The organism is Mesorhizobium sp. P2_F8, assembly GCF_056403655.1.
In genome coordinates, this window is sequence record NZ_JBFUFB010000024.1 from 19,076 (window position 1) to 46,002 (window position 26,927).

The 26,927-nt window shown below is 62.0% G+C and carries 22 protein-coding genes and 1 pseudogene; 10 read left to right on the forward strand and 13 right to left on the reverse strand.

Going from position 1 to position 26,927, the window contains the following annotated elements; all coding sequences use genetic code 11:
- Positions 1-27: 27 nt before the first annotated feature.
- From AC1DZP_RS32760 to AC1DZP_RS32790, 7 genes and pseudogenes are all read left to right on the forward strand, one after another.
- A complete protein-coding gene (locus tag AC1DZP_RS32760) occupies positions 28-1,185 on the forward strand; it encodes a TIGR03364 family FAD-dependent oxidoreductase (protein ID WP_477308132.1) in 1,158 nt (385 codons plus the stop codon).
- Complete coding sequence (gene phnX / locus AC1DZP_RS32765; protein ID WP_477308134.1) at positions 1,182-1,997, forward strand: phosphonoacetaldehyde hydrolase; 816 nt, start codon at positions 1,182-1,184, stop codon at positions 1,995-1,997. The genes AC1DZP_RS32760 and phnX overlap by 4 nt, the downstream gene beginning before the upstream one ends.
- A 168-nt stretch (positions 1,998-2,165) precedes the next feature.
- Positions 2,166-2,699: a sigma-70 family RNA polymerase sigma factor gene (locus AC1DZP_RS32770; protein ID WP_477308165.1), complete on the forward strand. Its 534-nt coding sequence runs from the start codon at positions 2,166-2,168 to the stop codon at positions 2,697-2,699.
- Positions 2,696-3,469, forward strand: a complete 774-nt coding sequence (locus tag AC1DZP_RS32775; RefSeq protein WP_457152304.1) for an anti-sigma factor family protein — start codon at positions 2,696-2,698, stop codon at positions 3,467-3,469. The genes AC1DZP_RS32770 and AC1DZP_RS32775 overlap by 4 nt, the downstream gene beginning before the upstream one ends.
- A 42-nt stretch (positions 3,470-3,511) precedes the next feature.
- On the forward strand, positions 3,512-4,228 hold the full coding sequence (locus tag AC1DZP_RS32780) for a Bax inhibitor-1/YccA family protein (RefSeq protein WP_477308137.1): 717 nt from the start codon (positions 3,512-3,514) through the stop codon (positions 4,226-4,228).
- 174 nt (positions 4,229-4,402) lie between these two features.
- Positions 4,403-5,275 carry an aldose 1-epimerase family protein gene (locus AC1DZP_RS32785; RefSeq protein WP_477308139.1) on the forward strand — a complete coding sequence of 291 codons (873 nt, stop codon included), beginning with the start codon at positions 4,403-4,405 and terminating at the stop codon, positions 5,273-5,275.
- Between the two features lie 56 nt (positions 5,276-5,331).
- A pseudogene (locus tag AC1DZP_RS32790) lies at positions 5,332-5,969 on the forward strand (glutathione S-transferase family protein).
- 154 nt (positions 5,970-6,123) lie between these two features.
- Here AC1DZP_RS32790 and AC1DZP_RS32795 read toward each other — a convergent pair.
- Positions 6,124-8,007 carry a BTAD domain-containing putative transcriptional regulator gene (locus tag AC1DZP_RS32795; protein ID WP_477308141.1) on the reverse strand — a complete coding sequence of 628 codons (1,884 nt, stop codon included), beginning with the start codon at positions 8,005-8,007 and terminating at the stop codon, positions 6,124-6,126.
- Positions 8,008-8,322: 315 nt separating this feature from the next.
- On the opposite strand from AC1DZP_RS32795, the gene AC1DZP_RS32800 reads away from it, so the two are divergent.
- On the forward strand, positions 8,323-8,541 hold the full coding sequence (locus AC1DZP_RS32800) for a hypothetical protein (RefSeq protein WP_457154605.1): 219 nt from the start codon (positions 8,323-8,325) through the stop codon (positions 8,539-8,541).
- A gap of 171 nt (positions 8,542-8,712) precedes the next feature.
- Here the strand turns inward: AC1DZP_RS32800 and AC1DZP_RS32805 are convergent, their stop codons facing one another.
- The gene (locus tag AC1DZP_RS32805; protein ID WP_477308143.1) at positions 8,713-9,621 is read right to left on the reverse strand and encodes an agmatinase; all 909 of its coding nucleotides are present in this window, start codon (positions 9,619-9,621) and stop codon (positions 8,713-8,715) included.
- Between the two features lie 268 nt (positions 9,622-9,889).
- Here AC1DZP_RS32805 and AC1DZP_RS32810 point away from each other — a divergent pair, with 268 nt between their 5' ends.
- A complete protein-coding gene (locus AC1DZP_RS32810) occupies positions 9,890-12,049 on the forward strand; it encodes a mechanosensitive ion channel family protein (protein WP_477308145.1) in 2,160 nt (719 codons plus the stop codon).
- An 18-nt stretch (positions 12,050-12,067) separates the two neighbouring features.
- On the opposite strand, the gene AC1DZP_RS32815 is transcribed toward AC1DZP_RS32810, so the two are convergent.
- The gene (locus tag AC1DZP_RS32815; protein WP_477308147.1) at positions 12,068-12,763 is read right to left on the reverse strand and encodes a TetR/AcrR family transcriptional regulator; all 696 of its coding nucleotides are present in this window, start codon (positions 12,761-12,763) and stop codon (positions 12,068-12,070) included.
- A gap of 197 nt (positions 12,764-12,960) precedes the next feature.
- Between AC1DZP_RS32815 and AC1DZP_RS32820 the strand changes: the two genes are divergently transcribed.
- On the forward strand, positions 12,961-13,449 hold the full coding sequence (locus AC1DZP_RS32820; protein WP_457155078.1) for a RidA family protein: 489 nt from the start codon (positions 12,961-12,963) through the stop codon (positions 13,447-13,449).
- A gap of 393 nt (positions 13,450-13,842) precedes the next feature.
- Here AC1DZP_RS32820 and AC1DZP_RS32825 read toward each other — a convergent pair whose 3' ends face one another.
- The 10 genes from AC1DZP_RS32825 to AC1DZP_RS32870 form a co-directional block, all read right to left on the reverse strand.
- Positions 13,843-14,661 carry an MBL fold metallo-hydrolase gene (locus AC1DZP_RS32825; RefSeq protein ID WP_477308150.1) on the reverse strand — a complete coding sequence of 273 codons (819 nt, stop codon included), beginning with the start codon at positions 14,659-14,661 and terminating at the stop codon, positions 13,843-13,845.
- Positions 14,662-14,664: 3 nt separating this feature from the next.
- Positions 14,665-15,477, reverse strand: coding sequence for a TatD family hydrolase (locus AC1DZP_RS32830; protein ID WP_457153019.1), 813 nt, complete (start codon positions 15,475-15,477; stop codon positions 14,665-14,667).
- Complete coding sequence (metG, locus tag AC1DZP_RS32835; protein WP_457153018.1) at positions 15,477-17,030, reverse strand: methionine--tRNA ligase; 1,554 nt, start codon at positions 17,028-17,030, stop codon at positions 15,477-15,479. Before metG ends, AC1DZP_RS32830 begins: the two co-directional genes overlap by 1 nt.
- Before the next feature lie 138 nt (positions 17,031-17,168).
- Positions 17,169-18,224 carry a DNA polymerase III subunit delta' gene (locus AC1DZP_RS32840; RefSeq protein WP_477308152.1) on the reverse strand — a complete coding sequence of 352 codons (1,056 nt, stop codon included), beginning with the start codon at positions 18,222-18,224 and terminating at the stop codon, positions 17,169-17,171.
- The gene (tmk, locus tag AC1DZP_RS32845) at positions 18,221-18,895 is read right to left on the reverse strand and encodes a dTMP kinase (RefSeq protein ID WP_457153016.1); all 675 of its coding nucleotides are present in this window, start codon (positions 18,893-18,895) and stop codon (positions 18,221-18,223) included. Before tmk ends, AC1DZP_RS32840 begins: the two co-directional genes overlap by 4 nt.
- 205 nt (positions 18,896-19,100) lie before the next feature.
- Positions 19,101-20,267: a D-alanyl-D-alanine carboxypeptidase family protein gene (locus tag AC1DZP_RS32850; RefSeq protein ID WP_477308155.1), complete on the reverse strand. Its 1,167-nt coding sequence runs from the start codon at positions 20,265-20,267 to the stop codon at positions 19,101-19,103.
- A 103-nt stretch (positions 20,268-20,370) separates the two neighbouring features.
- A complete protein-coding gene (locus AC1DZP_RS32855; RefSeq protein WP_477308157.1) occupies positions 20,371-21,603 on the reverse strand; it encodes a septal ring lytic transglycosylase RlpA family protein in 1,233 nt (410 codons plus the stop codon).
- A gap of 316 nt (positions 21,604-21,919) precedes the next feature.
- Positions 21,920-23,797: a polysaccharide biosynthesis protein gene (locus tag AC1DZP_RS32860; RefSeq protein WP_477308159.1), complete on the reverse strand. Its 1,878-nt coding sequence runs from the start codon at positions 23,795-23,797 to the stop codon at positions 21,920-21,922.
- 1,538 nt (positions 23,798-25,335) lie between these two features.
- Positions 25,336-25,638, reverse strand: a complete 303-nt coding sequence (locus AC1DZP_RS32865; RefSeq protein ID WP_095091592.1) for a DUF1330 domain-containing protein — start codon at positions 25,636-25,638, stop codon at positions 25,336-25,338.
- A 337-nt stretch (positions 25,639-25,975) separates the two neighbouring features.
- Positions 25,976-26,110, reverse strand: coding sequence for a hypothetical protein (locus tag AC1DZP_RS32870; protein WP_477308161.1), 135 nt, complete (start codon positions 26,108-26,110; stop codon positions 25,976-25,978).
- Between the last annotated feature and the right edge of the window lie 817 nt (positions 26,111-26,927).

The following is a 26,927-nucleotide window of genomic DNA, read 5'->3' on the forward strand; positions in this document are numbered from 1 at the left end:
GCCTGAGAATGATGGTGTGAGACAACGATGAGCCGGCAAGAAAAATTCGACCTCGCCATCGTTGGCGCCGGCATTGTCGGCCTCGCCCATGCGCTCGCCGCCGTCCGTCGTGGTCTCAGCGTCGTCGTCATAGACCGCGACGCTCAGGCCAACGGCGCTTCAGTGCGTAATTTCGGCTTTGTTACGGTCAGTGGTCAGGAACGCGGCCAGGTATGGCGCCGTGCCATGCGATCTCGCGACATCTGGCTGGAACTGGCCGCGCCCGCCGGCATCAAGGTCATCCAGCACGGCTTGGTCGTCGTCGCGCGCCGTCCGGAAGCGCTCTCGGTGATCGAGGCGTTTCTTCAAACCGAGATGGGCGAGGGTTGCCTGCTGCTCGAACCCGATGTGCTTCGCCGCGACCATCCCGAACTGGCGGGCCGGAATTTTGCCGGCGGCCTGTGGAGCCCGCACGATGTGCGTGTCGAGTCGCGCCAGGCCATCCCGCAACTGGCAACCTTCCTCGCCGAAAAGCATGGCGTCGAATTCCGGCGCGAGACGGCGGTACGCTCTATCGAGCCGCCCGATATCGAGACAAGCCGGGGTCCGGTTTTCGCCGACAAGGTGATCGTCTGCCCGGGCGACGACCTGGCCACGCTGTACCCCGATCGCATCGCGCGATACGGCGTCACGCGCTGCAAATTGCAGATGATGCGCCTTGCCGATCCCGGCTTCCGGTTGCCGGCAGCGGTGATGTCGGATCTTGGGCTGGCGCGTTACAGCGGTTACGCCGCTTTGCCAGAAGCCGCCGCTTTGCGAAGCCGGCTGGAAGTCGAGCAAGGCGACGCGCTCGACAACGGCGTGCATCTAATCGTCGTCCAGAGTGCCGATGGCACGCTCGTGGTGGGCGATTCACACCACTATGCGACAACGCCAGATCCGTTCGCCTCGGGGCGTGTCGACGACCTCATCCTTGAGGAGTTCAGCGCCGTCTTCGGTGGCCCGCCGCCGCCCGCGCTGGAACGCTGGACCGGCATCTATGCCTCAGCAACCGGCCAGACAATGTTCGCCGACGCGCCGCGGGAGGGCGTGCGGCTGGTCATGATCACCAGCGGTACCGGCGCCAGCACCTCGTTCGCGATCGCCGAAGAGGTGGTCGACGAGCTTTTCGGTTCAACCAAGGCCGACGCCAGGAAGATCGCATGATGCCCACTCAAGGTTTGCTTCGCGCCGTCGTCCTCGACTGGGCCGGCACCRTTGTCGATCACGGTTCGCTGGCGCCGATGGGTGTCTTTGTCGAGGCCTTCGCCGAATTCGGCGTGGCGATCAGCGTCGACGAGGCGAGGGGGCCAATGGGAATGGCCAAGCGCCCGCACATCGCAGCACTGCTGGCACAGCCCAGGATCGCCGCCGCCTGGACGGAGCAGCACGGTCATGCGCCGACGAATGCCGACATCGACGCCATCTATGACGTATTTGTGCCGAGGAACCGGGCTRTGGCGGCGCGGTTCTCGGATGTCATTCCCGGTGTTGTCGACGTGGTCAAGGCGCTGCGGAAGCGCGGCCTCAAGATCGGCACGACAACTGGCTATACGCGCGACATCATGGCGGAGATACTGCCGGTTGCCGCCGCGCAGGGCTTTTCGCCGGATTGCCTGGTCTGCACCGGCGATACACCCGACGGCAGGCCGACGCCGTTCATGCTCTGGAAGGCGCTGACCGAACTCGGCGTCTATCCGCCGTGGCTGTGTGTCAAGGTCGATGACACCGAGGTCGGCATCGGCGAGGGGATCAATGCGGGCGCCTGGACCGTCGGAGTGGCGGTGACCGGCAATGTCTTTGGTCACACGCTGGCGGAGACGCAGGCTATGGCTGCGGATGTGTTCAGGATGAAACGGGCCGAGGCATCGGCCAAGCTCACGGCCGCCGGCGCGCATTTCGTCGTCAAGGGCCTCGCCGATCTGCTGCCCGTGATTGCCGCGATTGAAGGCAAGCTGCGGCGCGGCGAAAGGCCCTGATCGTTCACTCGGCCGAGTGCCACCTGCATTGCAGCACCCTGCGCCGGTATCGCGAGATTGCCCGGTTTGCCGGCGAGGCGAGGGCGGTTGCGAACGATGTCCTCCAGCGATCCGCGAAAAAGATGGCGCGGCTGGGATTAAAATCCCCACATGCTCCGTAAACAGGACATGAAACGGTCGATGCCGCGCTTTGACATCATAGGACAGCTCGGTTCGCTGCGCCGCTACGCGCGCTCGCTGACGCATGACAGCACGGACGCCGAGGATCTCGTGCATGACGCGCTGGTGCGGGCCTATGAACGGCGCGCCACTTTCCGCTCTAGCGGCAATTTGCGCGCATGGCTGTTGTCGATCGTGCACAACACATTCATCGACAAAATGCGCTCCCGCAAATCCGAAGCCGCTCGCCTCGAACAGGCCGGATATCTTGCCGAAGCCAGCACACCGGCGCCGCAGGAACACTCCGTGCGCCTGGCCCAGGTTCGCGAAGCCTTCTTCAGCCTGCCGCAAGAACAGCGTTCGGCCCTGCATCTCGTCGCCATCGAAGGGCTTTCCTATCAACAGGCGGCCGATGCCAGCGGCGTGCCGCTGGGAACGCTGATGTCGCGCATCGGCAGGGCGCGCGCCGCACTGCGCAAGATGGAGGACGCGGCGCCCTCGAAGACGAAAAACCACCTTAGGATCGTTGGAGGACCGYCATGACTGGAACTGTCGATCCCGTGGCCGATACCGAGCTCGACGCTTATGTCGACGACCAGCTCGATGTCACCCGTCGCATCGAGGTCGAGGCGTTTTTGTCCACCCGTCCGGAGGCGGCGGCGCGCGTGATGTCGGATCTGCGGACGCGCGACGAACTGCGTGTGGCTCTTGCCGGGTCCGGGGGCATGGCGCGGCCGGCGACCGCCGACGCCGCGCGGCGGCTGGAGAGGGGGCTTTTCCGCGGCCGCATCTTCGGTGTGCTGCAGCGTGCGGCGGCAGTGGCCGCCTTCGTCGCTGCCGGCTGGCTGGCAAACGGCATTATCGGGCCGATGTCGGTGACCAAGGTCGTCGCCTCGCCGCAGCCGCCCGCCTATGTCGACGAAGCGGTGCGCGCCCATAGAACGACGCTGGTGCGCGAGACCATGCCGTCGCAGCCCGAGGCACCCAACTACAATGCCGGCGAGATCCGCGCCGCAACCGCGATCGTCATGCCGTCGCTGCCCAAGGACTGGAAGGTGCGCGACGTGCAGATCTATCCGTCGCGCTTCGGTCCGAGCGTCGAGATGGCTGTCGAGACGAAGGAGATGGGCCTGGTCTCGCTGTTTGCGATCCGGCCGGGCAATTTCGACGTCGTCAAGCCGACCGTCGCGCCTACGGGTGACATTTCTTCGGCCTATTTCCAGATCGGCGAGGTCGCCTATGCGGTGGTCGGACGAAGCGAGGTCCGCGATCTCGACCGCGCCGCCGAGACGCTCGCCAAAACGCTTTACTGACCGACCCACGCTTTGCTGACCGATACACAAAGGAGAATTCATATGAACACCCCCAATCTGGGATACCGCGTGGGCGCCGGCGCCCAAACCGGCGCGGTCTACGACGAGGGCCTGCGCCAGCACATGCTGCGCGTCTACAACTACATGGGCGTTGGCCTGGTGGTCACCGGCCTGGTCGCCTTCATGATCTCATCGACGCCCGCGCTCTACGTGCCGATCTTCTCCAGCCCGCTGAAATGGGTGGTGATGCTGGCGCCGCTCGCCTTCGTCATGCTGTTCTCGTTCAAGATGCAGACCATGTCGGCGGCCAGCGCCCAGGCGATGTTCTGGGCCTTCTGCGCGGTCATGGGCCTGTCGCTGGCCTCGGTGTTCCTGGTCTTCACCGGAACCAGCATCGCGCGCACCTTCTTCATCGCCGCCACCATGTTCGGCGCCACCAGCCTCTACGGCTACACGACCAGGCGTGACCTGACCCAGTTCTCGTCGTTCCTGATCATGGGCCTGATCGGCGTGGTGATCGCCAGCATCGTCAACATCTTCCTCGGCTCGACCGCGCTGCAGTTCGCCATCTCGGTGATCGGCATCGCCGTGTTCATCGGCCTGACTGCCTGGGACACGCAGACGATCAAGGAGCAGTATGCCGAGAATGTCGACGCGGAATCGCGCCAGAAGCTGGCCGTCTTCGGCGCCTTCTCGCTTTATCTGAATTTCATCAACATCTTCCAGCTGTTGCTGAACTTCACCGGCGAACGCGAGTAACGACTGTCCGCTGTGGGCAGGGGCGAGGACTATCGCCCCTGATGCGGGGAGGTGGCCGGAGGGAGATCCTCCGGCCACAATTCGTTCTGGCAGGACCGGCTACACCTTGAGTCCTCAAGAGCTTTTGCTAGTCTGCCACCGCACCGCCCTTCAATACCGACCGCGCGAGGATATGTGGCACAAGACAGCCAGACGCTTCAGGGCGACGGCATCTCGGCGACCATCGTCGCCCAGGGCGCCGAACTGGTTTCGTTGCAAGATGCCGAAGGATTTGAGTTCCTGTGGCAGGCCGGGCCGGCCTGGCGGCGCCATTCGCCGGTGCTGTTTCCGATCGTCGGCCGGCTGAACGGAGATCGGCTGCGCCATCGCGGCCGGACCTACCCGATGACGCAGCACGGGTTCGCGCGCGACAAGCCGTTTGCCTGGGCGCAGAGCGGGCCACGATCCTGCACGCTGGTTCTCACCGACGATGCCGAGACCCGCACGCACTATCCATTCGCCTTCCGTCTCGCCGTGACCTACACGCTGGACCGCCGGCAGCTTGGCGTCACCTTCGACATCACGAACACCGGCGAAGAGCCGATGCCGGCGTCCATCGGGGCGCATCCGGCATTCAATTGGCCATTGCTGCCCGACCTGGCCAAGACGGACTACCAGCTGACTTTCGCTGCTGCCGAACCTGCTCCGGTCCGTCGCCTGAAAGACGGCCTGCTGTTGAAGACGCCGCAGCCGACGCCCGTCGAAGGCAACATCCTCGCGCTCTCCGAGCGGCTGTTCGACCAGGACGCGGTCATTCTCGACCACCCCGCCAGCACCAGCGTGCGCTATGCCGGCGAGCGTGGTCCGGCGATCGAGATGGCCTGGCAGGGATTTCAGGAATTGGGCGTCTGGTCAAAGCCGGGCGGCGCGCCGTTCCTGTGTATCGAGCCCTGGCACGGCATCGCAAGTCCGGTGGGCTTCGACGGCGATCTTGTCGACAAGCCGGGCCTGATGCTGATCGCGCCGGCCGCCAAGCGGGTGCTGAGCTATCAAATCCGGCTTTTGTGACGCCCGTCATTGACAGCTGAGGCAATAGCGTTGGCCAGCCACACCGGAGGTGTCCAATGAAGCTATACTTCAGCCGCAATCCCAATCCTCGGCTCGCCGTCGCGGTGGCACGCTATCTCGACGCGAATGTCGAATTTGAATTCGCCTCGCCATTCGCTCCGGGGCAGGCCGAGAAATATCGCCTGCTAAACCCCAATCTCTCATTGCCCATACTTGTGGACGACGGCGGAAAAAGCCTCTGGGAGGCAGACGCCATAGCCTGCCGGCTGTCGCGCGACGTGCGTTCGGATTTCTGGCGCACCGGCGATGACGAGCCCGAGACCGGTGGTTGAGTTGGGGCAAGGAGCACTTCGCATTCGCCTGCGACACGGTGCATTTCGAACGTGGCACCAAACAGCGGTACGGCATAGGCCCGATTGATCAACAACGCGTGGAGGAGGGGCTGACGCATTTCCGCACGGCCGCCGCGATACTCGATACGGAGCTTTTCGCACGGGAATGGCTGGTCGGAAATTCGATTTCCTACGCCGACTTCCGCATGGCGACCTTTCTGCCGTTCAACGAGGCCGCCAGACTGCCGCTGGATGACTATCCCTCTGTCGGCCGCTGGTATCGTCGGCTTGAAGAGATCGAGGCCTGGCGCGATCCCTTCAAGGGATTGGACGCGCCCGCATTGCCGCCGGTCCCAGGGTGAGGCCGAGTCTGGGTATCCTCTCGGCAGCGGAGGGAAACTTGTCGGGCCGTCATGCTACGAGAGGAAGCCGGCGTTCAAACCTGCCGGGTGATGGTTTCGATCACATTGACGAGAAGGCGCGGGGCGGTCAGGGAGCGGGCTCACGCCGCCCGGCTCAATCGGGCAGGCCGGCTAGCCGCAGTGCCTCGACATATCTGACGAAATAGGCTGGCCTGATCTGCCCCACCCGGTGCCTGAGGTTGGAGAGGGTCAATTCGGGATCGAGCTGCAGTGACAGCGCGATGTGCTTGCTCGCGGCATCCAGCCTGCCGGCCATGGCGTTGCTGGCTGCGGCCACGCGTAGACCGGTGAGATAATAGGGCTGCGCGCGGGATGCCGCCTCCGCGATCGGCCAGGCGGCATCATAGCGGCCGGCCACGAAATGGGCGAAGGCCGTGAAGCACTGCATGAAGAAAGTCAGCGGATCGAGCGGGCTCAGCCGCCTTGCCCGCGACAGATGCTCGATCGCGATGTCCGGGTCGTCATGGCAGGCTTTTAGGCAGCCGCTGGCGCTCCATGCGGCGGCGCAGTTGGGGTTAAGCACGAGCGCCCGGTCGGTCAGTGCCGAACCGGCCTCGTAGTCGCCGATGACATAGCCCAGTGCGAGGCCGCTGAAAGCCAGCGCTACCGCGTCGTCCTGGCCTGCTATGGTGACGTTGCCGACCAGCCGGGAAACTTCGGCGGCCTCCTTCTGCCGGTCCGTCATCCAGCCGTTCGCCATTCGCCAGAAGTAGCACCAAGCGGCAGCGCCCTGTGCCGCGGCAAAGTCAGGGTCGAGCTCAATTGCCTTGTAGAAATGCGGCAGCGCCTCCTCCAATCCCGCTCTCGTCCAGCGGTAAAGGCTCGCCACGCCGCGTAGGTAATTGTCGTAGGCGTCGAGACTCTCGGTCGGCTTGCGCTTGGCCCGCGCTATCTCGGCCTGTTCGAGCCTGGGCGAAATCGCACCTATGACGCTGGAGGCGACGAGGTCCTGCAGTTCGAACACGTCGGCGACGTCGCCCTCGAAACGGTCGGCCCACAGGCTCACGCCCGTTGCTGCCTCGATCAGCTGGCCCGCAACGCGGAGCCGGCTACCCGCCTTGCGCACGCTGCCCTCAACCACGTAGCGCACTCCCAGCTCGCGCGCCGCGCGCTTTATATCCACAGCCTGGCCCTTATAGGCGAAAGCGGAATTCCGCGCGATCACGAACAGCCAGCTCACATGAGACAGCGCCGTGGTGATCTCCTCGACCACGCCGTCGGTGAAATAGTCCTGCTCGGCGTCGCCGCTCATGTTCTGGAACGGTAGCACCGCGATCGACGGCTTTTCCGGTATGGAAACGACGGGGCGCGCCGGTTCGGCCACCGTTTCCCGCCGCGGCGCCCCGGCTTCGGGCGGGCCGGAGCTGCTGGACGCCTGCTCGTGCCGATGCTTTGCCTCAGGCGCCTCGATACGCTCGACCAGCGCCTGCGTCGCCTCTTCAGGGGCGACGCCGAGCTCGCGCTTCAGCGCCTCCTCGCAGGCCAGGAACTGGCGGAAGGCGTCGTTGGTCTTGCCGCGACGGCGGAAGATGCGGATAAGCGCCCGGTGGGCCTGCTCGGCGCATGGATCGAGCGCCACCAGCCGCTCCGCCAGCCTTTCGCAAGCCATTTCCTCGCTGGCGTCCGTCTCCGGCAGAAGGCTCAGCCGCTCGGCGAGGTCCAGCGCCTTGCGGGCATAGTTCGCCCGAAGCGGCGCAAGCCATTCGTCGATCTCGCCGGGAAACGACAGACCGTCGAGCAAGTCTCCCCGGTAGAGGCTCGCCGCTGTCGCTAGGCTGGCGCCGTCACTGGCTAGGATATTCCGGTCGAACATCCAGATGTCGGCCTCATCGGCATTTGCCGCCAGCCATATGGTGTGGGCATTGCCTTCGACACGTATGGCCTCGTCGCCGGTGGGCGGAAACAGCCGCCTGATGTCCACCAACGCTTGGCGCAGGCTGTTCCGCGCCTGCTGCTCGCCGCTGTCTGCCCATAGCATCGCCGCCACCCTCTCGCGGCGAAGGCCCTTGGGCCCGGCCAGAACGAGCGCGGAGCAAACAGCAACGACGTCTTGCGCGTCGCGAAGTGCAGCGATTGGCCGCCTGAAGAAACAACCTCGATACCGCCAAGCAATCCGATGTGCACCCCGACCCCCCTGTAGCAGCCTCGGGTAGAATATCACTTCCCCGCGCCGACTTAACGACGATTTAGCGGCTTCGGCAGTGGTTTCTCCTCCGGTTTAACGCCTAGATGAACATCGACAAAGCGCGCCGGTGGGACACTGCCCTCATGAATTCGAACGAGGGAGAATGAAATGACCTCCACCAGCCTCAGGACCTTCCAGCCGACCTCCCGTTTTTCCGTTTTGCTCGCCGGGCATATCGCGCGTGTCTTCGCAAGGTTTCGACGCCGATATCAGGATTTCAGGCAGCGCAGGGCACTTGCCGGCCTGTCTCTGCCGGAACAAAAGGATCTCGGCTATCTGGCGGATGAGGCGCCGGCGGATGTAGCCGCACGCGGCCGGAACCTATAGCAACTCTAGGGAAGTCCGGGCAGATCTGGTCGAAGGGAGGACTTCCCTCTGGGAAGCCCAACGGATGCGCCTGAATTGCTGCCGGTCCGAGGGTGAGGCCCGAGTCTGGGTATCCTCTCGGCAGCGGAGGGAACCTTGTCGGGCCGTCATGCTACGAGAGGAAGCCGGCTTTCAAACCTGCCGGACGATGGTGCCGATCACATTGACGAGAAGGCGCGCCGCGGTCAGGGCCGACAGGCTGTCGATATCGGCGGGAGGATAGAATTCGACAAGATCGAATCCTGCGATCCTGGCCCGCCTGCCGAGGCCCGCGATCAGGTCGATCACCTGCGTGTAGGTGAGGCCGCCGGGCGTACGCGCCGCCACACCCGGCATGATGCTGGGATCGAGGGCGTCGCAGTCGAGCGTGACAACAACCTGCGATCCTTCCGGAATATGCCGCAGCGCGGCTTCGACGCCCTGGGCGTGAATCTCGCGGGCGGTCACGAAGCGACTGCCATAGCGCCGCGCCGCTTCGATCTCGGTTATGCCTGCGCTGCCAACGCTGCGAAGGCCGACCTGCACCATGCCGGCGACATGCGGCATCTCGCTCGCGCGACGCATCGGGCTCGAATAGCCGTGTCGCTCGCCAGACACCTCGTCGCGCCAATCGATATGGGCGTCGATCTGCAGGATCCAGACCGGTCCGTGATCCGCAAAGCCGGCGAGGAAGGGAAAGGTCACGGAACAGTCGCCACCCAGCAGGATCGGTACGGCCGGCAATGCCAGGACCTCGCGCGTCTTCGCCTCGATCCGGGTCCGGTTGCCGGCATTGTTATGCAAAATGGTCGGGATATCGCCTGTGTCGATGCAGTTGTCCGGCTTGCCGTCGAACAGCGGGCCGCCGAGATCGAAATCCCAGTGCTCGACGAGCGCGGCATCGCCCTGGCTCGCGGCGCGGATGGCATCGGCGGCCAAGGCATGGCCGCTGCTGTCCTTGCCGGGATAGGTGCTGCCGTGACCGGCTCCGAAGATCACCGCACTGGGGATGCGGCCACCGGCGAGGCGATCGGGAAAGCCGAGAAAGAGAGATGCTGTCATTTGGTCTTCATGATGGTCTGGCTGAAATTTTGTCGAATGCGGATGTATCAGTTTGGCGAAGCTCTGTGGAGCGAAACGCGCCACCCCAGCTGAAACGCGAAATTGCCTTACCTGAGCGGGGACTGGCGATTGATGGCCGAGCTCCCTTGGCGCTCCGCCTCGACGGACAATTCCGGCCCTGTTCGGGCGTATTGCATCGCTACATTATTTTGTTCGTGAGGCAGTATGTTGTGGGCATAGTGAAAGTGAGTCCATCGGGGGTCAGCAGATGAGTGTGATGGTTTTCCGGGCTGGCAGAACCGGCGTGTTGTTTGCAATGCTGATGGCGTCCCTGATCGCATTCACTGCGATCGCCCGGGCGCAGACGACTGCGGCGCCGCCCCCTCCACCTGAAAAAGTCGAGCAGTTGCTGAAATTGCTGAACGATCCCGAAGTCAAGGCGTGGATCGCCGAGAAGGGCGCGGCACCCGCGGCCGATTCGGCAATGCCAATGGGCGCTTCCGCCACTGACTTCATGGTCTGGTCCAATGCCATTCGCGAGCATTTGCAGGGCATTGGCAATGCGATTCCTGAGGTCCCTGACGAGATTTCCGGCGCAAGCTCGACGATTATGACCGAGATTCACGGGCGAGGGCCGGGAGCGATCCTCGTCCTGTTCGCGGCCTTTGTGGCGCTTGGGTTAGGTGCCGAGTTCATCTTCCGCCGTATCGTCGGCAGGGCTCACCGCCGCAACCCAGCTCAAAGCCCGGAATCGGGCGCACCCGCCCGACATCATGTGATCGCCCGAACGTTGTTCGTCGCCATCGCGCCGCTCGTCGTGTTCGCAATGGCCAGTGTCGGCGCCTTCCTGGCGTTTACCTGGCCACCACTGCTTTCTGCGCTGGTGCTGCCTTTGCTGATCGCTGTCATCGCCTGGCGCGTGATCATGCGGATCACGTCAGTTATTCTCGGCACGGCGGACGGCAATTTGAACCTTGGAGACCAGCCGAAGGTCCGGCTTATTCCGATGGACGATGTCACCGCTGCTTTCTGGCGCCGCCGCGTCGCGTTGTTTGCTGGCATATTCTTCCTTGGATGGGCGCTCGCAGGCGAGATGAACATCCTCCACTTCACGCCGAACGTCAGGAATCTCATCGTCTACATACTCGGTCTCGGTCTCCTCGCGGTGTCGATCGAATCCGTATGGCGGCGGCCGGCGGCGATCGAGCCTTCCAAGGTTTATCGGCTCAAGGAATGGCTGCTGACATTTTTCCTTTGCGTGCTCTGGCTCTTGTGGGTCGTGGGGATGAGCACGCTTTTGTGGATTGGCATCTATGGCTTGATCCTCCCACCAATCCTGAGATCCACCAGCTCAATCACCAAGTCGTTTTTCGCCAGCTCCGACGAGACGACGAAGTCGAACAATGCCATCTTCGAAGTGCTCGTTGAGCGTGGGGCGAGGGCGATCGTCATCGGGCTCGCTGTCGCCTGGCTTGCGACCGTCGTGCGTTTGCGCGCCAGCGGAATGATGGGCGACGAAAGTGTAGACCGCATCGTCCGAGGTGTATTGAGCGGCATCGTGGTGCTGCTCGCCGCCGATCTCATCTGGCAACTTGTGAAGGGTCTTATTGGCGGTCGCATCGATCGTGCCCGCACCGAGGGCGGCGACGAGGCAGCGCTTGCCCGCAGCGGGCGGCTTTTGACGCTGCTGCCGATCCTGAAGAATTTTCTCGCCGCACTCATTGCCGCCATTGCGATCATGATGGTTCTCTCCGGCCTTGGCGTCGAGATTGGTCCATTGATCGCGGGCGCGGGCATCTTCGGCGTTGCCATCGGCTTCGGATCGCAGTCGCTGGTGAAGGACGTCATCAGTGGTGTGTTCTACATGACCGACGATGCGTTTCGCGTCGGAGAGTATATCCAGAGCGGCACCTACAAGGGCACGGTCGAGTCCTTCAGCATTCGCTCGGTCAAGCTGCGCCATCACCGCGGCCCGATCTTCACAGTTCCATTCGGCTCGTTGGGCGCCGTCCAGAACATGAGCCGCGACTGGGTGATCGATAAGTTCTTCATTTCGGTCAACTACGACACGGACATTGCCAAGGTCAAAAAACTGGTCAAGGGCGTCGGCGCCGAACTGCTGGCAGATGAGGAATTCGGTCCGCAGATCATCGAGACCTTGAAGATGAAGGGCGTCGAGGCTTTCGGCGATTATGGCATCAACCTCAGTTTCGCGATGACGACCAAGCCGGGACACCAATTCACGATCCGTCGCCGGGCCTATGTCATGATCCGCGAAGCGTTCGCGGCAAACGGGATCGAGTTTGCTTCGCCCACAGTGCAGGTCGCAGCCGGCAATGAGGACCATGGGGCAAGTGCGGCTGCCGCCAGGGATGCGGTGGTACGCAAACAGATTGCGGAAGCTAAGGCCAAGGAAGGCGAGGAATAAAAGTCGGCCGGCGGAACTTTATCGTGGAGCGAGGCCATCAAGCAGGAAGTCGAGGCCTTTCCTGAAAGCGCCGAGCCAATCGTCATCCAACAGCAGACGAGAGCGTTCGATTGTCGGGTAGCGTCCGCTGAGATGCGCAAGGCGCTGCTGCGCGGCGGCCCTGTTGTCGTCCGAGAGGTCAAAGCTCGCCCGGGTGATGGTTGCGCCCATCACATAGTTCCAGAGTGACCATATCGCGACGTTCAGATTTGCGTCCGCCACGCCGGCGCTGGACAAGGTCTTGCTCAGCAGCTCCAGGCGGCTGAGGATGCCCGGGCCGAGCGCCCTGCGCGGCAACAACGATGCCGACCAGGGATGGCGCAGCATGCCGGTGCGCCAGTCTTCGAGCATATGGACGACTTCTCCGCGCCAGTCTTGAGACTCAGCCATTTGCGGCGGTTCGCGATATTCGAGCACCGAGTCGAGCGCCAGATCAAAGACATCCTCTTTGTTGTCGACGTGCCAATATAGGCTCATCACGCCCGAGCCGAGGCGATCGGCCAGCCGACGCATCGTCAATCCGTCGACGCCTTGGGCGTCCAGCAGTTCTACCGCCGTCGCCACGATACGTTCCCGCGTGAGAGGCGGTTCACTGCTCGCCTCCTGCACGGGCTGGTGCGAGACACCGACCTGTTGAGGTCGTTTGCTCCGGGCGCCGCTACGCTTGGCTGCCATCCAACTTTCCTCGCTGTTCAGGACATCGATTTTGACCGGCAACGCGACGAATGTCGATCTTGAACGATTGACTCGTACGACGTACCATACGACTGCTCGTACATCGCACGAGTCATCGTAAGGGCGATGTGGTTAAAGTTCAATCATGCCGGCTGCGAGGGTAGGTCGCTCGCAGTCCGCGGAGCCGAGAGAAAATCATGTCACGCGCAATCAAGCGTCTGCTTATTGGAGGGCTAATCATCATGACCATCGCAGTTCCCACGGCGGCTACAGCCAATGAGAACGATCGCAAGCTGACCATCGTCAATCCCCAAAACCTCTACGACCCGTCGCCGAATGGCTACAGCACAGCGGTGATCACACCCCGTGAAGGCCGGGTCGCCTATATCTCCGGGCAGGGCGGCCAGGACAGCGCGGGAGCGCTGTCGCCCGACTTCGCCATCCAGGTTAAGCAGGCCTACGCAAATTTGCGTACCGCGTTGGACGGGATCGGCGCGAAACCGGGTCAGGTCGCCAAGCTGACGGTCTTCGTGGTCGATCACGATATGTCAAAGCTTGAGGTGCTGACCGAGAACGTCAAGGCAATGTTCGGCGAGGCGCTGCCGGCGCAGACTCTGGTTCCCGTTCCCAAGCTTGCAATTGACCCCATGCTGTTCGAGGTGGAGGCCGTGGTCGTGCTTGATTAGCGCGGGCGGTGTGCATCGCCAGTCGGTGACTGGTCAATTGGCTTGCGGCGTTCTCGTTGCGCTGCGGCCAATTGCTCTAGCTGGGTGGCATTACCGCACATCAGAAAGTCGCATAAGATAGATTATGGAACTGAAGCGTATGACGGCAGACGGTGATTTTCCCGCATTATCAGCCGTTTGGCGCCCATCCGGCTGCAGCAAATAGATGATGCCCACAACGCTATGGCGGTCACGCCAACCCGCAACCTCAAGATCTCTTCGATTGCGTCGTGTCTATCGCGGCAAGTCGATCCGGCATGCACGGCAGCTGAAATCCGCGTTGACCAGACGATTTGGCCGGGCGTCATTCATTGTCGAAATTCCAGTGCGGCCAGCGATGAAGGATTGGCTTCATCACCATGAATCATATGGGATATCTATCGCCATGCCGTCATAGGCTGGCTCGACGTTGGCTGGCGTCTCGGCCATCACCGTGGCGTAGTCGAGCGGCACATGCATATGCGTCAGCACGGAGTGCCGTGGCGCCAGCCGCTCGATCCATTCCAGTGCTTCGCCAAGCGACAGATGGCTGGGGTGCGTCCGGTACTGCAGCGCGTCGATGATCAGCACGTCGAGGTCGCGCAGCCGTTCGACGGTGGCCTCCGGAAAGTCACTGATATCAGGGCAATAGGCGAGCGTGCCGATGCGGAAACCGAGCGATATGATGTCGCCATGCACCTGCGGCAGCGGCTCAAGGGTGAGGGCACCCCCCTCTCCTTCGATGACGACCGGCTTGGCGTGATGGATGATATGAGCGTCGACGATCGGCGGATAGGAACTGCCCGCCGGCGTCTCGAAACAATAGCCGAAGGCCTGCCGCAGGCGCAGCATCGTCGGCTCGTCGGCATGGATATCGATCAGCTGGCGCTGATCGAGGACGAAACCACGCAGATCATCGATGCCGTGGATGTGGTCGGCATGCGGGTGCGTGTAGACGACCGCATCGATGCGCCTGACGGAGGCCATAAGCATCTGCTGGCGGAAATCCGGTCCAGTGTCGATGACGACGCTGGTGCGACCGCCATCCGCAGCAATCCGTTCGACGAGTGCGGCGGCGCGGGTGCGCCGGTTCTTCGGGTTATCTGGGTCGCAATTGCCCCAGTCGCCGGTGATGCGCGGCGTACCTGGCGACGAGCCGCAGCCGAGAATGGTGAGGCGCAGCCGGTCGGTCATCGTTCAGGCACTTTGCTTGGGCCAAGCAGTTTGCTCGGGAGGTCGCGGCATCTTGCCGAACAGGCGGAAGAAATTGTTCGTCGTCAGATCAGCGATGTCAGCCTCGCTGACGCCGATTGTTTCGGCCAGCACTTTGGCCGTGTGCGCGACATAGGCCGGCTCGTTGCGCTTGCCGCGAAACGGTACGGGCGCCAGATAAGGTGCGTCGGTTTCGACCAGCAAGCGGTCGTGCGGCACATCGGCTGCGATGGCGCGCAACTCGGCCGAATTCTTGAAGGTCAGGATACCCGAGAACGATACATAGCCACCGAGCGCAACGCCGATTTCCGCCAGCCGGCGCCCGGACGAAAAACAGTGCAGGATGAAGGGGAAGGCGCCCTTCCCTGTTTCGTCCTCGAGGATGGCCGCCATGTCGTCATCGGCATCGCGCGAATGGATGACCAGCGGCAGACCGGTTTCCCGAGCGGCGGCGATGTGGGCGCGAAACCCCTGCGCCTGGGCATCGCGCGGCGCTTTGTCGTAGAAGTAGTCGAGCCCCGCCTCGCCGATCGCCACCACCTTCGGATGAGCTGACAGGCGCACAAGGTCCGCGGCGGTGACGTCGAGTTCCTCGGCGGCATTGTGCGGATGGGTGCCGACCGAACAGTACACTTCGTCGAAGGTTTCAGCGATTTCAATGATTTGCTGAAACCGCTTCACGCGCGTCGAGATCGTCACCATGCGGCCGATACCGGCCGCCCTGGCGCGGGCGACTATGGCCGCCCGCTCCTCGGCGAAGTCTGGAAAATCCAGATGGCAATGGCTGTCGACGAGCATCAGGCGTTCGCATCCGGCTGTTCGACGTAACGCGGAAACACCCCTTCCGGCGCGGGCAAGGCAACCCCGGAGACAAGCGCGTGGTCTGCCGCGACATGCACGAAATCGCGGCTGTCCGCCGACACCGCCAGCAGGTCGAGCAGTTTGTTGGCCGATCCCGGAATGAAGGGTTGGCACAACAGCGCCACGCGCCGGACGAGTTCGGCAGTCGTCCACAGCACGGTTTCCATGCGCGCCGGATCGCTCTTCTTCAACGCCCATGGCGCCTGGCCCGCGAAATAACGATCGGCTTCCGCCACCACGCCGAAGATCGCCGCCAGCGCCAGATGGATGCCTTGCTCGGCCATGGTCTTGCGCGCCACGGCGAGCACGGCAGTTGCCTGATCGAGGATCGCCTTGTCCTCATCCGCCAGGGTGCCGCGTTGCGGCACCACGCCGCCGCAGTTCTTGGCGATCATCGACAGCGAGCGCTGCGCCAGATTGCCAAGGCCATTGGCAAGATCGGCGTTGGTGCGGTTGACGATTGCTTCATGGCTGTAGCTGCCGTCCTGGCCGAACGGCACCTCGCGCAGGAAGAAGTAGCGCACCTGGTCCAGACCGTAGTGCTCGATCATGGTGAACGGGTCTATGACGTTGCCGACCGATTTCGACATCTTCTCGCCGCGGTTGAACAGGAAGCCGTGGCCGAAGACACGTTTCGGCAGCGGGATGCCGGCAGACATCAAGAAGGCCGGCCAATACACCGCATGAAATCGGACGATGTCCTTGCCGATGATGTGCGCATCCGCAGGCCAGAAATGCCAATCGTCAGCATTTTCATTGGGATAGCCGACACCTGTGATGTAATTGGTCAAGGCGTCGACCCACACATACATCACGTGCTTCTCGTCGCCCGGCACCGGCACGCCCCAGTCGAAGGTGGTGCGCGAGATCGACAGGTCCTTCAGTCCCGATTTGACGAAGCTCATCACCTCGTTGCGGCGCTCAGCCGGGCCGATGAAGTCGGGCTGGTTTTCATAGAGCGCGACGAGCTTGTCCTGATAGGCCGAGAGGCGGAAGAAATAGCTCTCTTCCTCGACCCATTCGACGGGCGTTCCCTGTGGCCCGTAGCGGACATTGTCCGGGCGGACCTCCGTCTCCTCCTCGCCGTAGTAGGCTTCGTCGCGCACCGAGTACCAGCCGGCATAGCCGCCCTTGTAGATGTCGCCATTGGCGGCCATTGCCTTCCAGATCGCCTGCGACGACGCGTAATGCCGCTCTTCCGTGGTGCGGATGAAATCGTCATTGGAGGCGTTGAGCGCCTCCGCCATGCGCTTGAACTCAGCCGAGTTGCGATCGGCCAGTTCGCGCGGCGAAATGCCTTCGCGCTTGGCGGTCTGCAGCATCTTGATGCCGTGTTCGTCGGTTCCGGTGAGGAAAAAGACTTGCTTGCCGTCGAGCCGCTGGAAGCGGGCAAGCGCATCGGTTGCGATCAGTTCGTAGGCATGGCCGATATGCGGTTTGCCGTTCGGATAGGAAATCGCCGTCGTGATGTAGAACTTGTCGCGTGACATGAATGAACCGTCATGAATGTCTGAATGGAAAGGCGTGGCGGTGGATATCGCATCGGGGCGGCGATTGCCATCCCGGGGCCAATGCATGCCGCCCAAAAGTGGCCCCGGATTTGGGGCACGGCATGCATGGAGAAACCGTCACATTCGCATTGCAGAATTCAGGCGGTCGATCATGGTCAAGGCGTGCTGCTTCTTGTCGAGATTGTAGGTGTCCGTCTCAGATATAGCGTCGAGCGCCTCATGCCAAGTGTCCGACAGTGTTTTGGCCCGTGTGAGGTCACCCGCCAGCGCTGCCTGGCTTGCCGCATCCGACAACAGCTCCAGCGCCCGGCGGTTGAAGATGTCGAACTGGATTGCCTGGTCGCGGCCGGCGACAGCCTCGGCAAGGCGAAACGCGCCGCCGACATCGTTCTTTCTTGCCGCCACCAGGGCGTCGAGCGTTGAGGCGATCTCCAGCCCGCCATACTGCGTCAACAGGATCGCGCTGCGCGCGCTGCCCCCTGCCCGCTCGGCCAGCGCCGCGCGCGCGGCAGGATCGTCCGGCGGTGGCGGTTCGGTCGTTTCCAGCACCGCCATCAGGTCGTCGGCATCGAGCGGCGTCAATCGCACCACCTGGCAGCGCGACCGGATCGTCGGCAGCAGGCTGCCCGGCGCATGGACGATCAGGATGAACAGCGTTCGTGCCGGCGGCTCTTCGAGATTCTTCAACAAGGCATTGGCGGCATTGGTGTTCATGTCGTCGGCTGGGTCCACGATCACAACCCGGTAGCTGCCGTCATGCGAGGTCAGCGACAGGAAGCGGCTGACCTTGCGGATCTCGTCGACGGTGACGACGGTCTTGAAGCTCTTGGTCTTGTCGTTGGGCGGACGGGTCAGGTGCAGCACGCAAGGATGCGCGCCGGTGGCGATCTGGCGAAACAGCGACGAGGCCGGATCGGGAATGGCAAGGCTTTCCGGCGCCTGCGCGAAGTCCGGGTGCTTCAACAGATGATGCGCAAGATGGAAGGCAAGCGTCGCCTTGCCGATGCCGACCGGCCCGGAGAAGATCAGCGCATGCGGCAGCTTTCCCGCACGATAGGCGGCGGTCAGCATCCCCGCGGCCTGCCGGTGTCCAACCAGGCGCGGTGTTTCGGATGGCTCGGGCACGCCGTCCAGCGTGTCGTGCTGCTCGGGTGCGATGCGTTCGAAGATCATGCCGGCGTCGCCTGCCTGTTGCGCGAAGGCGTTCTTGCCTCCAGCGCCGCGAACACGGCGGCGGTGACGACATTCTCGACCGTATCGGGATCGGCGGCGGCGTTAACGACGATGCAGCGTTCCGGCTCGGCCGCCGCGATTGCCAGAAACGCCTCGCGGCGGGCCTGATGGATCGCCAGCCTCTCCTTTTCGAAGCGGTCGGCGATTGCTTCGGTGCCGCGCCGCAACGTCGCGCGCCTGAGGCCCTCCGCCGGATCGATGTCGAAGATCAGCGTCATGTCCGGCATCATGCCGTTGATGGCAACCTGCTCCAGCGCATCCATGAACGCCGGGTCGATACCGCCGGTGACTCCCTGGTAGACGCGTGATGAATCCAAGAAGCGGTCGCAAAGCACGATGGAGCCACGCTCGACCGCCGGACGGATGACCTGCTCGACATGATCGGAGCGCGCGGCGGCGAACAGCAGCGCCTCCATTTTCGGCCCGAATGGTTCGGCCGCGCCCGAAAGCAGCACATGCCTGACAGCTTCGGCGCCAGGCGAGCCGCCAGGTTCACGGGTGGGGAGGACATCATATCCCTTGGCGCGCATCTTCCTGGCCAGCCGCTCGATCTGCGTCGACTTGCCTGCTCCTTCGCCGCCTTCGAAGGTGATGAAAAATCCGCGCGCCAATCGAAAAGCCTTTGCCATGCTTGCGGGTGGTTATAGCGCTCTAGATAGTCCGCGTCGGGGCAAACGTCTATGCCGTCGGCGCTAGCGCAATTCCAGGAAAAGTGTGAAACGGTTTTCCTGGGAAAAGCGCAGCACTTTCCCTAGGGAATTGCGTCAAAGCCAAGAGATAGAGCGGTTCTGCGTTTCCGTGAAGCGATGAATCGCTCTAGCGCAGCCAGCCGATCGCCAGTTCCTTGACGGCATCGAGCGCGCGCTGCGGCAACGTGCCGACGCCGATCGACTCGGCCGCGAAAAGCGGCGTTTCCTGGCTGAGCGTGTCGCCGATCCAGACGCGCAGCGCGCCCACCGGCTGCCCTTCCTCCACCGGAGCGGCAACCGGGCCTGTGTAGACGATCTTGGCCGTCAGCTTGTCGCGGTTGGTGATCGGCAGGAAGATGGCGATCGGACCCTTGGCCTTCAGCGTCACGCCGGATTTCGCGCCGCCAAAAACCTGGGCTTCGCCGACCACCTCGTCCTTGGCGAAGATTTCGGTCTTCTCGAAAGAGCGAACACCCCAGTCGAGCAGTTTTCGCGCCTCTTCCGCACGCTCCTTGTCGCTGGCCAGTCCGCTCATCGCCGCGATCACCCGCGTGCCGTTGTGGTTGACCGAACCGACGATGCCGAAGCCTGACGTCTCGCTCGCGCCGACCGCCAGGCCGTCGGCGCCGATGTCCATTCCCAGAAGCGGATTGCGGTTCCGCTGCGAGATCTTGTTCCAGGCAAAATCCTTCTGGCCGTAGTAGTGATAGAAATCCGGATAATCGCGCCACAGATGCACGGCCAGCAGCGCCAACTCCCGCACCGTCGTCTGCTGGCCGTCCGCCGGCAGGCCGGTCGAATTGACGAACGTCGATGTCTTGAGCCCGATCTGGCGCGCGCGCTCGGTCATCTGCGCAGCAAAATTGTCCTCCGAGCCGGCCATGCCTTCGGCAATGACAATACAGCCGTCATTGGCCGCCTGAACCGTTACGCCCTGAATGAGATCCTCGAGCCGGATCGACGATTTGAGCTTGGCAAACATTGTCGAAGTTCCCGAAGGCGCACCACCTTTGCGCCAGGCGTTTTCGCTGACCACGAACGTGTCGTCGAGCTTCAGGCGTCCGGACTTTATGGCGTTGAAAACCACTTCCATGGTCATCAGCTTGGCCATCGAAGCCGGCGGTATCGGCTTGTCGGCATCTTTTGAAAACAGCACCGTCCCGGTCTCGGCGTCGATCATGAAGACCTGCGCGGCCTTGGTCTCGAAAAGCTGCGCGCTGGCTGGAGCCAGGGAAAGCAATAGCAGGCAAAAAAACAGAAGCCCGGCGAAAGGCTGGAGCAAGCGAAATTGCATGAAATTCGACCCGTTGGCCGGCACGTCCGGCTAGCCCGCGAAAAGTATCAGGCTTTTTCCGTGGCGGATCAACCGCGCAGTGGAGATCCGACCTTGCTTGCGCTCAGTTGCGCACAGCCAGCGCATCCGGCGCGCCATGCGACCAGGCCGCCTGCAGCAAATCATCCAGATTGCGGTGGCCATCGGGATAGAGATTGACCGAATACCAATCCTCGCCGTCGAGTTCGGAACGCTGGATCTCGATCTTGCCGAATGCGGCAAGCTGGGCGGCAACGCGCTTGGCCTCCGCCGCATCCTCGAACGAACCTGCCGCAACATAGTCGGTGGGCGAACCGGCCGACGGCGACTGACGCTTCCACGATTGCAGCAGGTCGGCCGGTGACATGCCGTCGCCGCCACCCAGTGCGGCGAAGGCGTTGGAGGCGCGCTCTACGCGCTCGTCCGCATAGGAGAGCGAGGCCACCGCAAACGGCGATTGCGGCGGCAGGCTGATCTCCGGGCGCTCCGGCACGATCGGGCCGAAATCCGGCAATGCCAGGTCGCCATAGGCCGGCGACTGCGCCGGCATAACCGCCTGGGCCGTCCCCGAATCGGTCAACTGGCCAGGAAACGGTACGGCGGCGGCACCAACGGGAAGGCTCGGCGACGGTCCGTTCATGGCGACCATGACGCCGGTCGGCAGTCCATCCGACGGGTCCGGCGTCCTGTTGCCGGGATGGTAGGAGGCCATCAGATACTGGTCGTCATCGCCGTCGAGCGGTGCGCGGCCGACATACTCGACCTTCACCTGAGCGGTGCCGATATTGGCATAATCAAGCATTTGGGCGGCGCGCTCCGACACATCGATGATCCGGCCTTCGTGATAGGGGCCGCGGTCGTTGACGCGAACGATGACCGAGCTGCCGGTCTTGAGATTGGTGACACGGGCATAGCTAGGCAACGGCATGGTCGGATGCGCCGCCGTCAGGTGTGTCATGTCGTAGACTTCGCCATTGGCGGTAAGCCGGCCGTGGAAGGCATCGCCATACCAGGAGGCCAGACCGACCTTGGCGTAGTGCTTGTCTTCCTTCGGGTAATACCACCTGCCCCGGACCTGATAGGGCTTGCCGAGCTGGTCCCGGCCGCCGCCACGCTGCAGCCGCCCGCCCCGGAAGGCCACACGCGGGCTTGCCTTCACGCCGTATTCGGATTCGGAGAAATATTCCTTGGAGCGGGTCTTTTTGTAGACCATCGCTTTGGGTTCAGGCGATGCACAAGCCGCCAGTAAGGCAGCCGACACCGCCAACAACGCGACTGTAGCAGCGCGACGAAGACGCGGGTGCGTCACAGCCTGCATTTTTTCAGATGTCCCCTACAGTCTCAATGAAAGACGCCGCCATCTAACCGTCAGAGGAGCAAAGCACTCACTCGACAATACCAATGACACCGTGAACCCCGATCCTTTGTGCGCAGGAATTGTTTATCACGGTATTAATCGATTATGGCCGGAACCGGGCAATATTGTGGCGCCGGTGCCTTGGCGGCCGGCCGGCAGCTTAGAGGGATTAGGCCTGCGTCCAGGCGACATGGACGCGAACATGGTAGGGACGCTTTGCACAAAGTCAGGATGGCAATACGCTTTTAGCTTGTGGCGGTGGCACCCGCGAAAAGGATCAGTGCTTTCCCGAGTCCTCCCCGCTCATCAGCAGGTGAATCTCGCTCCCCGGAGTAAACTCCCCGACGGTCGACTTCAGAAGCCGTAGGGCGCCGGGCAAATCTTGGGCGTCGATCCTGCGCTTCATTTCGTCGAAGATGCGCACGATTAGCGCTCCCTCGATCGACCGCGGAGATGCGGCCAGGATCCCCGACGCACCGGTCCCGCTCAAGGTTTCCTTGTTGTCGAAAAGTTCCTCGCAAAGTTTTTCCCCAGGCCGAAGCCCGGTGTAGACTATCTGAATGTCGGTGTCCGGGCGGCGCCCCGAGAGACGGATGAGATTTCGAGCAAGATCCACGATCTTCACCGGCGAGCCCATGTCGAGAACGTAAATTCGGCCGCGCTCCTGCTGCCGCTCGCGGCTATGCGCCGCCGCCTGCAGGACGAGGAGGCAAGCTTCCGAAATTGTCATGAAAAAGCGTTCCATCTCTGGATGGGTAACTGTCACAGGGCCGCCGGCCCTGATCTGCTTCTCGAACAGCGGGACCACGGATCCGGCCGAGCCCAGGACGTTGCCGAACCGAACGGTGACGAAACGTGTGCCGTTGACGGCCGAGTCCAGATCCATCGCCTGGCAGAACATCTCCGCCATCCGCTTGGTCGCGCCCATAACGCTAGAGGGATTCACAGCCTTGTCGGTCGACACCATAATCATCGTGGAGACGTTGGCACGAAGCGCGGCCTCAGCGACATTACGCGTTCCGATCGCGTTGGTGAAAAGGCCTTCAAGCGGCTGAGCCTCAACGATCGGCACATGCTTGAGTGCTGCTGCGTGGAAGAGCACGTCGGGCCTATGGCCGGCAACGATTCTGTTGACGGCGTCCTTTTCGCGCACGTTGCAGAGGCCAGCATGCAACTTGAGGCTCGGGCGGGTGCCAGCGAGTTCAGTCTCGATAGAGTAAAGAAGGTGCTCGCTGGCGTCCACGAGAATGAGGCCGCGTGGGTTCAGGGCCGCAACCTGACGTGCCAGCTCGGATCCAATCGAACCGCCCGCGCCGGTGATCATGACGGTCCTGCCCTCGATCATCGACGCGATCTTGGGCGCATCAAGTGTAACGGGCGGCCGATGCAAGAGATCCTCCAACTTGATCGGACGCGGCTCAATTTCAGCATCGACGCTTTGCATGTCGAGAAGGTTCGGGAGCTTCAGGATTTCGACTTTCTGCTGTGCCGCAATCTCAACCAACGCCTCGATGCTGGCGTGCCGTTGATAGTCCTCGCGGGAACGCGTCAGGATAAGCGCTTCGGGTCGGCGCCCCTGGGCCTCAAATCGATTGAGGATCTGCGGTAGTCTTTCCAGCGGACCCAACACTGGAACCCCGCGAATAGAACGTCCGGTCCTGCGCCCTCGTTCGTCGATTATCGCAAGGATATTGAATGACGCATTATTTCTCTCCTTAGTGGTCCTCAGGAAGGCGTCGGCGTTGTCGGTGGCTCCAACCAGCAGCACGAACTTGCAGGTGCCGCGATCGAACAAGCGACCGGTGTCGTGGCGATTGCGATAGAGCCGATACGCGGCACGCGGCCCGGCTAGCAGCACGATCAGGAAGGCCCAGGCGATCAAGATCGAAGAACGGGGAATCGAGCCCAGTCGATCCAGCAGGAATTGGGCCACTGTGAAACTAGCGACGGACGCGCTAGCAGCATAGGTGATTGCTAGGAGATCCGTCAGCGACGCATAGCGCCAAATACCACGGTTCAGTCCAAACAAGAAACCGACGCCGCTGACAATGACCCCGAATAGAGCCGCTGCACCAAGGAAATACGTCAGGTTTTGAACGACAATATCGAAATCAAGCCTCAACACGAGCGAAAGCAACATCGCGACAGCACCCATTATGCCGTCGTGAACCAGCGCCAAGCCTCGCAATACTATCGGCCGAGAAACCCTCCAAGACCAAGTCATATTACCTTCAGTATAAGCACGCTCTCGCCGTTTGCGTTCTGCTGGAGACACTAGTTTAGACCTTTAACAAAGCCGGAGATCATTCGCGGACGTCTAATTTCCAAACAGCCAAGGCTCGGTCGCTCGGAGTCGCAGTATAGGGCTCTGGCGCTAACATGTGCCAGCAACTTCTGAAAATGGGAATCCTTCACGCGCCGATAGATCTTCGAGCGGTAGCCGTCGAACTTGACCTCGAGAATCCAGTTGTCACCTCGGGAGGAGCGTTTGGCCGGAAATTAACTTCGGCCAACGCAGCCAATTCCGCCGCAACAACAAAAAGCCCGCCACCTTGCGGGCAGATGACGAGCTTCTCTAGAGAGGCCAGAGAGGGGCACAAGCTGGCCGGTATACAAACGTGACGCCATAATATTAGTTTCGTCTAAAATGCAAAAAAACCCGCCACGTTGCGGCTGCTGCGTTGGTCGCTCCGAGCGCCAGTGGGTGTGAGAAGTGGGTGGGCAGACGTTTGGCTCGGCAACGGATGTGGCCTGGACTGTCAAAGCTGCCCTTCAAACCAAAGACTCGGAAAATCCCGATCGGGATTTCGATAAAGCGCGGGAAGATCCACCTCTGCGAAACATTCATTGGCATCAGGCATCAGCCTTCATTGCGGGTCCGGATGATCGACGAGGAAGGCGAGACCGACGGGAGCGCTTAGGCCATGGGTTCCGCGATCACACCATAGGCGTCTGCATCTCAATTATATTAGCTTGTGCTTGAGGACCTTTTCCGTCTGGGACGGCGTCCACCACCCCAACACCCTGCCCAACGAGTGCGCCGGCGGGAAGCGAGGAAGCATGAGCAGCTTAGGAGTATGGGTCGTACTCGCTACGGGTTCCATCGCGATCATTTACCTGTTGTCGTATGTCTCGATCAGGATGTAGGGGCGGCGGCGCCAGGCGCGATGAGGGCTTACCGGGAGCGGTGCTTGGTTTGACGGCAGCCGAGCTTTTCTCTCTTGCCCTCTCAAGTTCCAACAATCTGATGTAATAGGTATCAAAGGCCTCACTGTTCTTCCGCTCCTTTCTCCGGAGGTGAAGATACGGCAGCGCAAACGCCAAAATCGTGACTAGGCCGATCGGACCCGCGATGTGATTTCCGCCTGCAAGCCAATAGAAAACCGCAACGACGCTGCCGGCTATCGCCGCCCCTGCCACACTTCCCTTGATAGGATCAAATCTTGGCGGCGGCGCAACCGTGTCTGCCCGTCGCCTGGCCTCGAAGCTAACGCGTGCAGCATCCAATCTGACAATTCCCGATTATCGACGCGAATGGCCGGCGCAGGGGATGCTTGGGGAAGCGAAGCCGCACCGGCCACCTTGGCGGGAAAAGCCCCCCGCGCTGTTAAGTTTATCGTATATTAGATATCGTGCAATTAAGACTGAAGTCCTTGTTCTGCCGGCCCTAAAGGCCCGCTTCGCGCGGCACCGTCAGACAATGGGTGTCGTGATCCCTTCCAGCGCAATGATCCTGGTGTTGGCGCAACGTTTTCGAATCTCGATCAGGCGGGCGTACTCCGGCGAATTGTACCAGCCCATCAACGACGCCATATCGGGGAATTCGATAATAACCAAACGGTGTGGCTCCCAGTCACCTTCCAGAACCTTGGTCGCACCGCCACGACCTAAGTATCGCCCGCCGTAGCGCGCCTCGGTGGCCGGAACATCCCGCCGGTATTCCTCGAACGCGGCAGCATCTTTTATGTCTACATCCGCGATAAGATAGGCGGCCATTTGTGCTCCCTCCCTTTGTCGTCGAACCCCTTCGCCATCGCTTTGGCCTTCCGTTTAGATCTTTACCGGTTTGTGCTCCACCTTTTGCTGCTTCCATCGTTCTTACGGATAGGTCCCGAACATATTAGCGAAAGCGTATATTTTCACCAGCCGGCACGCTCCCCAACCCGCGCCGGTCAGGCCCGACAGTCTGCTGGCCCCCCGCCGTGCGGAGATGCCGGGCCGCTTAGTCTGAGCGTCGCTGCCCCGGTGTCTTCGGGTGGCTGGTGAACGAGATGTTTCGGTCAGGGCGCCCAGCGTTACGGCAGGGCTGGCAAAACAGCACCTTGATTAGATCTCAGTGCATACAGCCATGGTCTTCGCCGAGACGGTCAACTTGCCGGCGACACGTCATGCAGTCGACGGCAAGCCCCGACCCGATCTGCAGCTTCTTGCCGAGCGTGTCTTCGACGAACGGATATTTCATGGTCATGGATGGCGCTACCACCCTTGGGAGGCCGCACAGGCCCTGTCCCGAACCATTGAATGAACGGCGAATCCTTGCCGGTGACGTCCTTCACCGTCTTCAACAGCGCTTCGTGGGTGCGCTGCAGCGCCCGGTAATGCTCGGCTGGACTATGCTTTTATGAAGTCGTTCCGCCTCCGCTGCGTAGTCACCACCAATGCCCCCTTGGGCGAAAAGCCCGCCGCCAGCAGACTGAGAGCGGGCAGCGGGCCTTTGATTTTCGGCAGGTGGAGGCCCGCCGGGCAGCAAAGTGCCGTTCGCTGCCAACGGTGATGGTTATCTGGCTTTGCGCGGACCGACGACTTACTGATTCGTAAGGCTATGGAACAGGATGCCGACGATCAATGAAATGCGTCGGGTCCGCTGCCGGGGAGACAGCGGACTCAAACTAGGGCCAGGAGGGGCAAGGCCCTTTATGATCCCTATGCGGGGATCAGGGTGATAACACCGGGCGAGCACAAACGTTCCGTCGGCTGAAAGATATTTCCCAAGCTCCACTCCACGCCCGATTTGACTCGCTAATCCCTGACTAAAGCGTACTGAAGGAACGTCGCTGGCCAATTTGAACGGGCGCCTGGCGCTTGGAAGAGTCGATCACGCTTTCGCCCCCACGAGGGATAAAGCGATGTCATCCGACGATCATCTCGATTCTGAGCAACTTGCAATGCTGACAAAGGTTCTCAACGACTATTGCACAGAGGCAGGAATTCCAGAAGGCCATCCGGCATGGGAACACTTCGGCCGGCGCCTCAAGAGCCTATTCCAGTCAGGGATACATGATCCC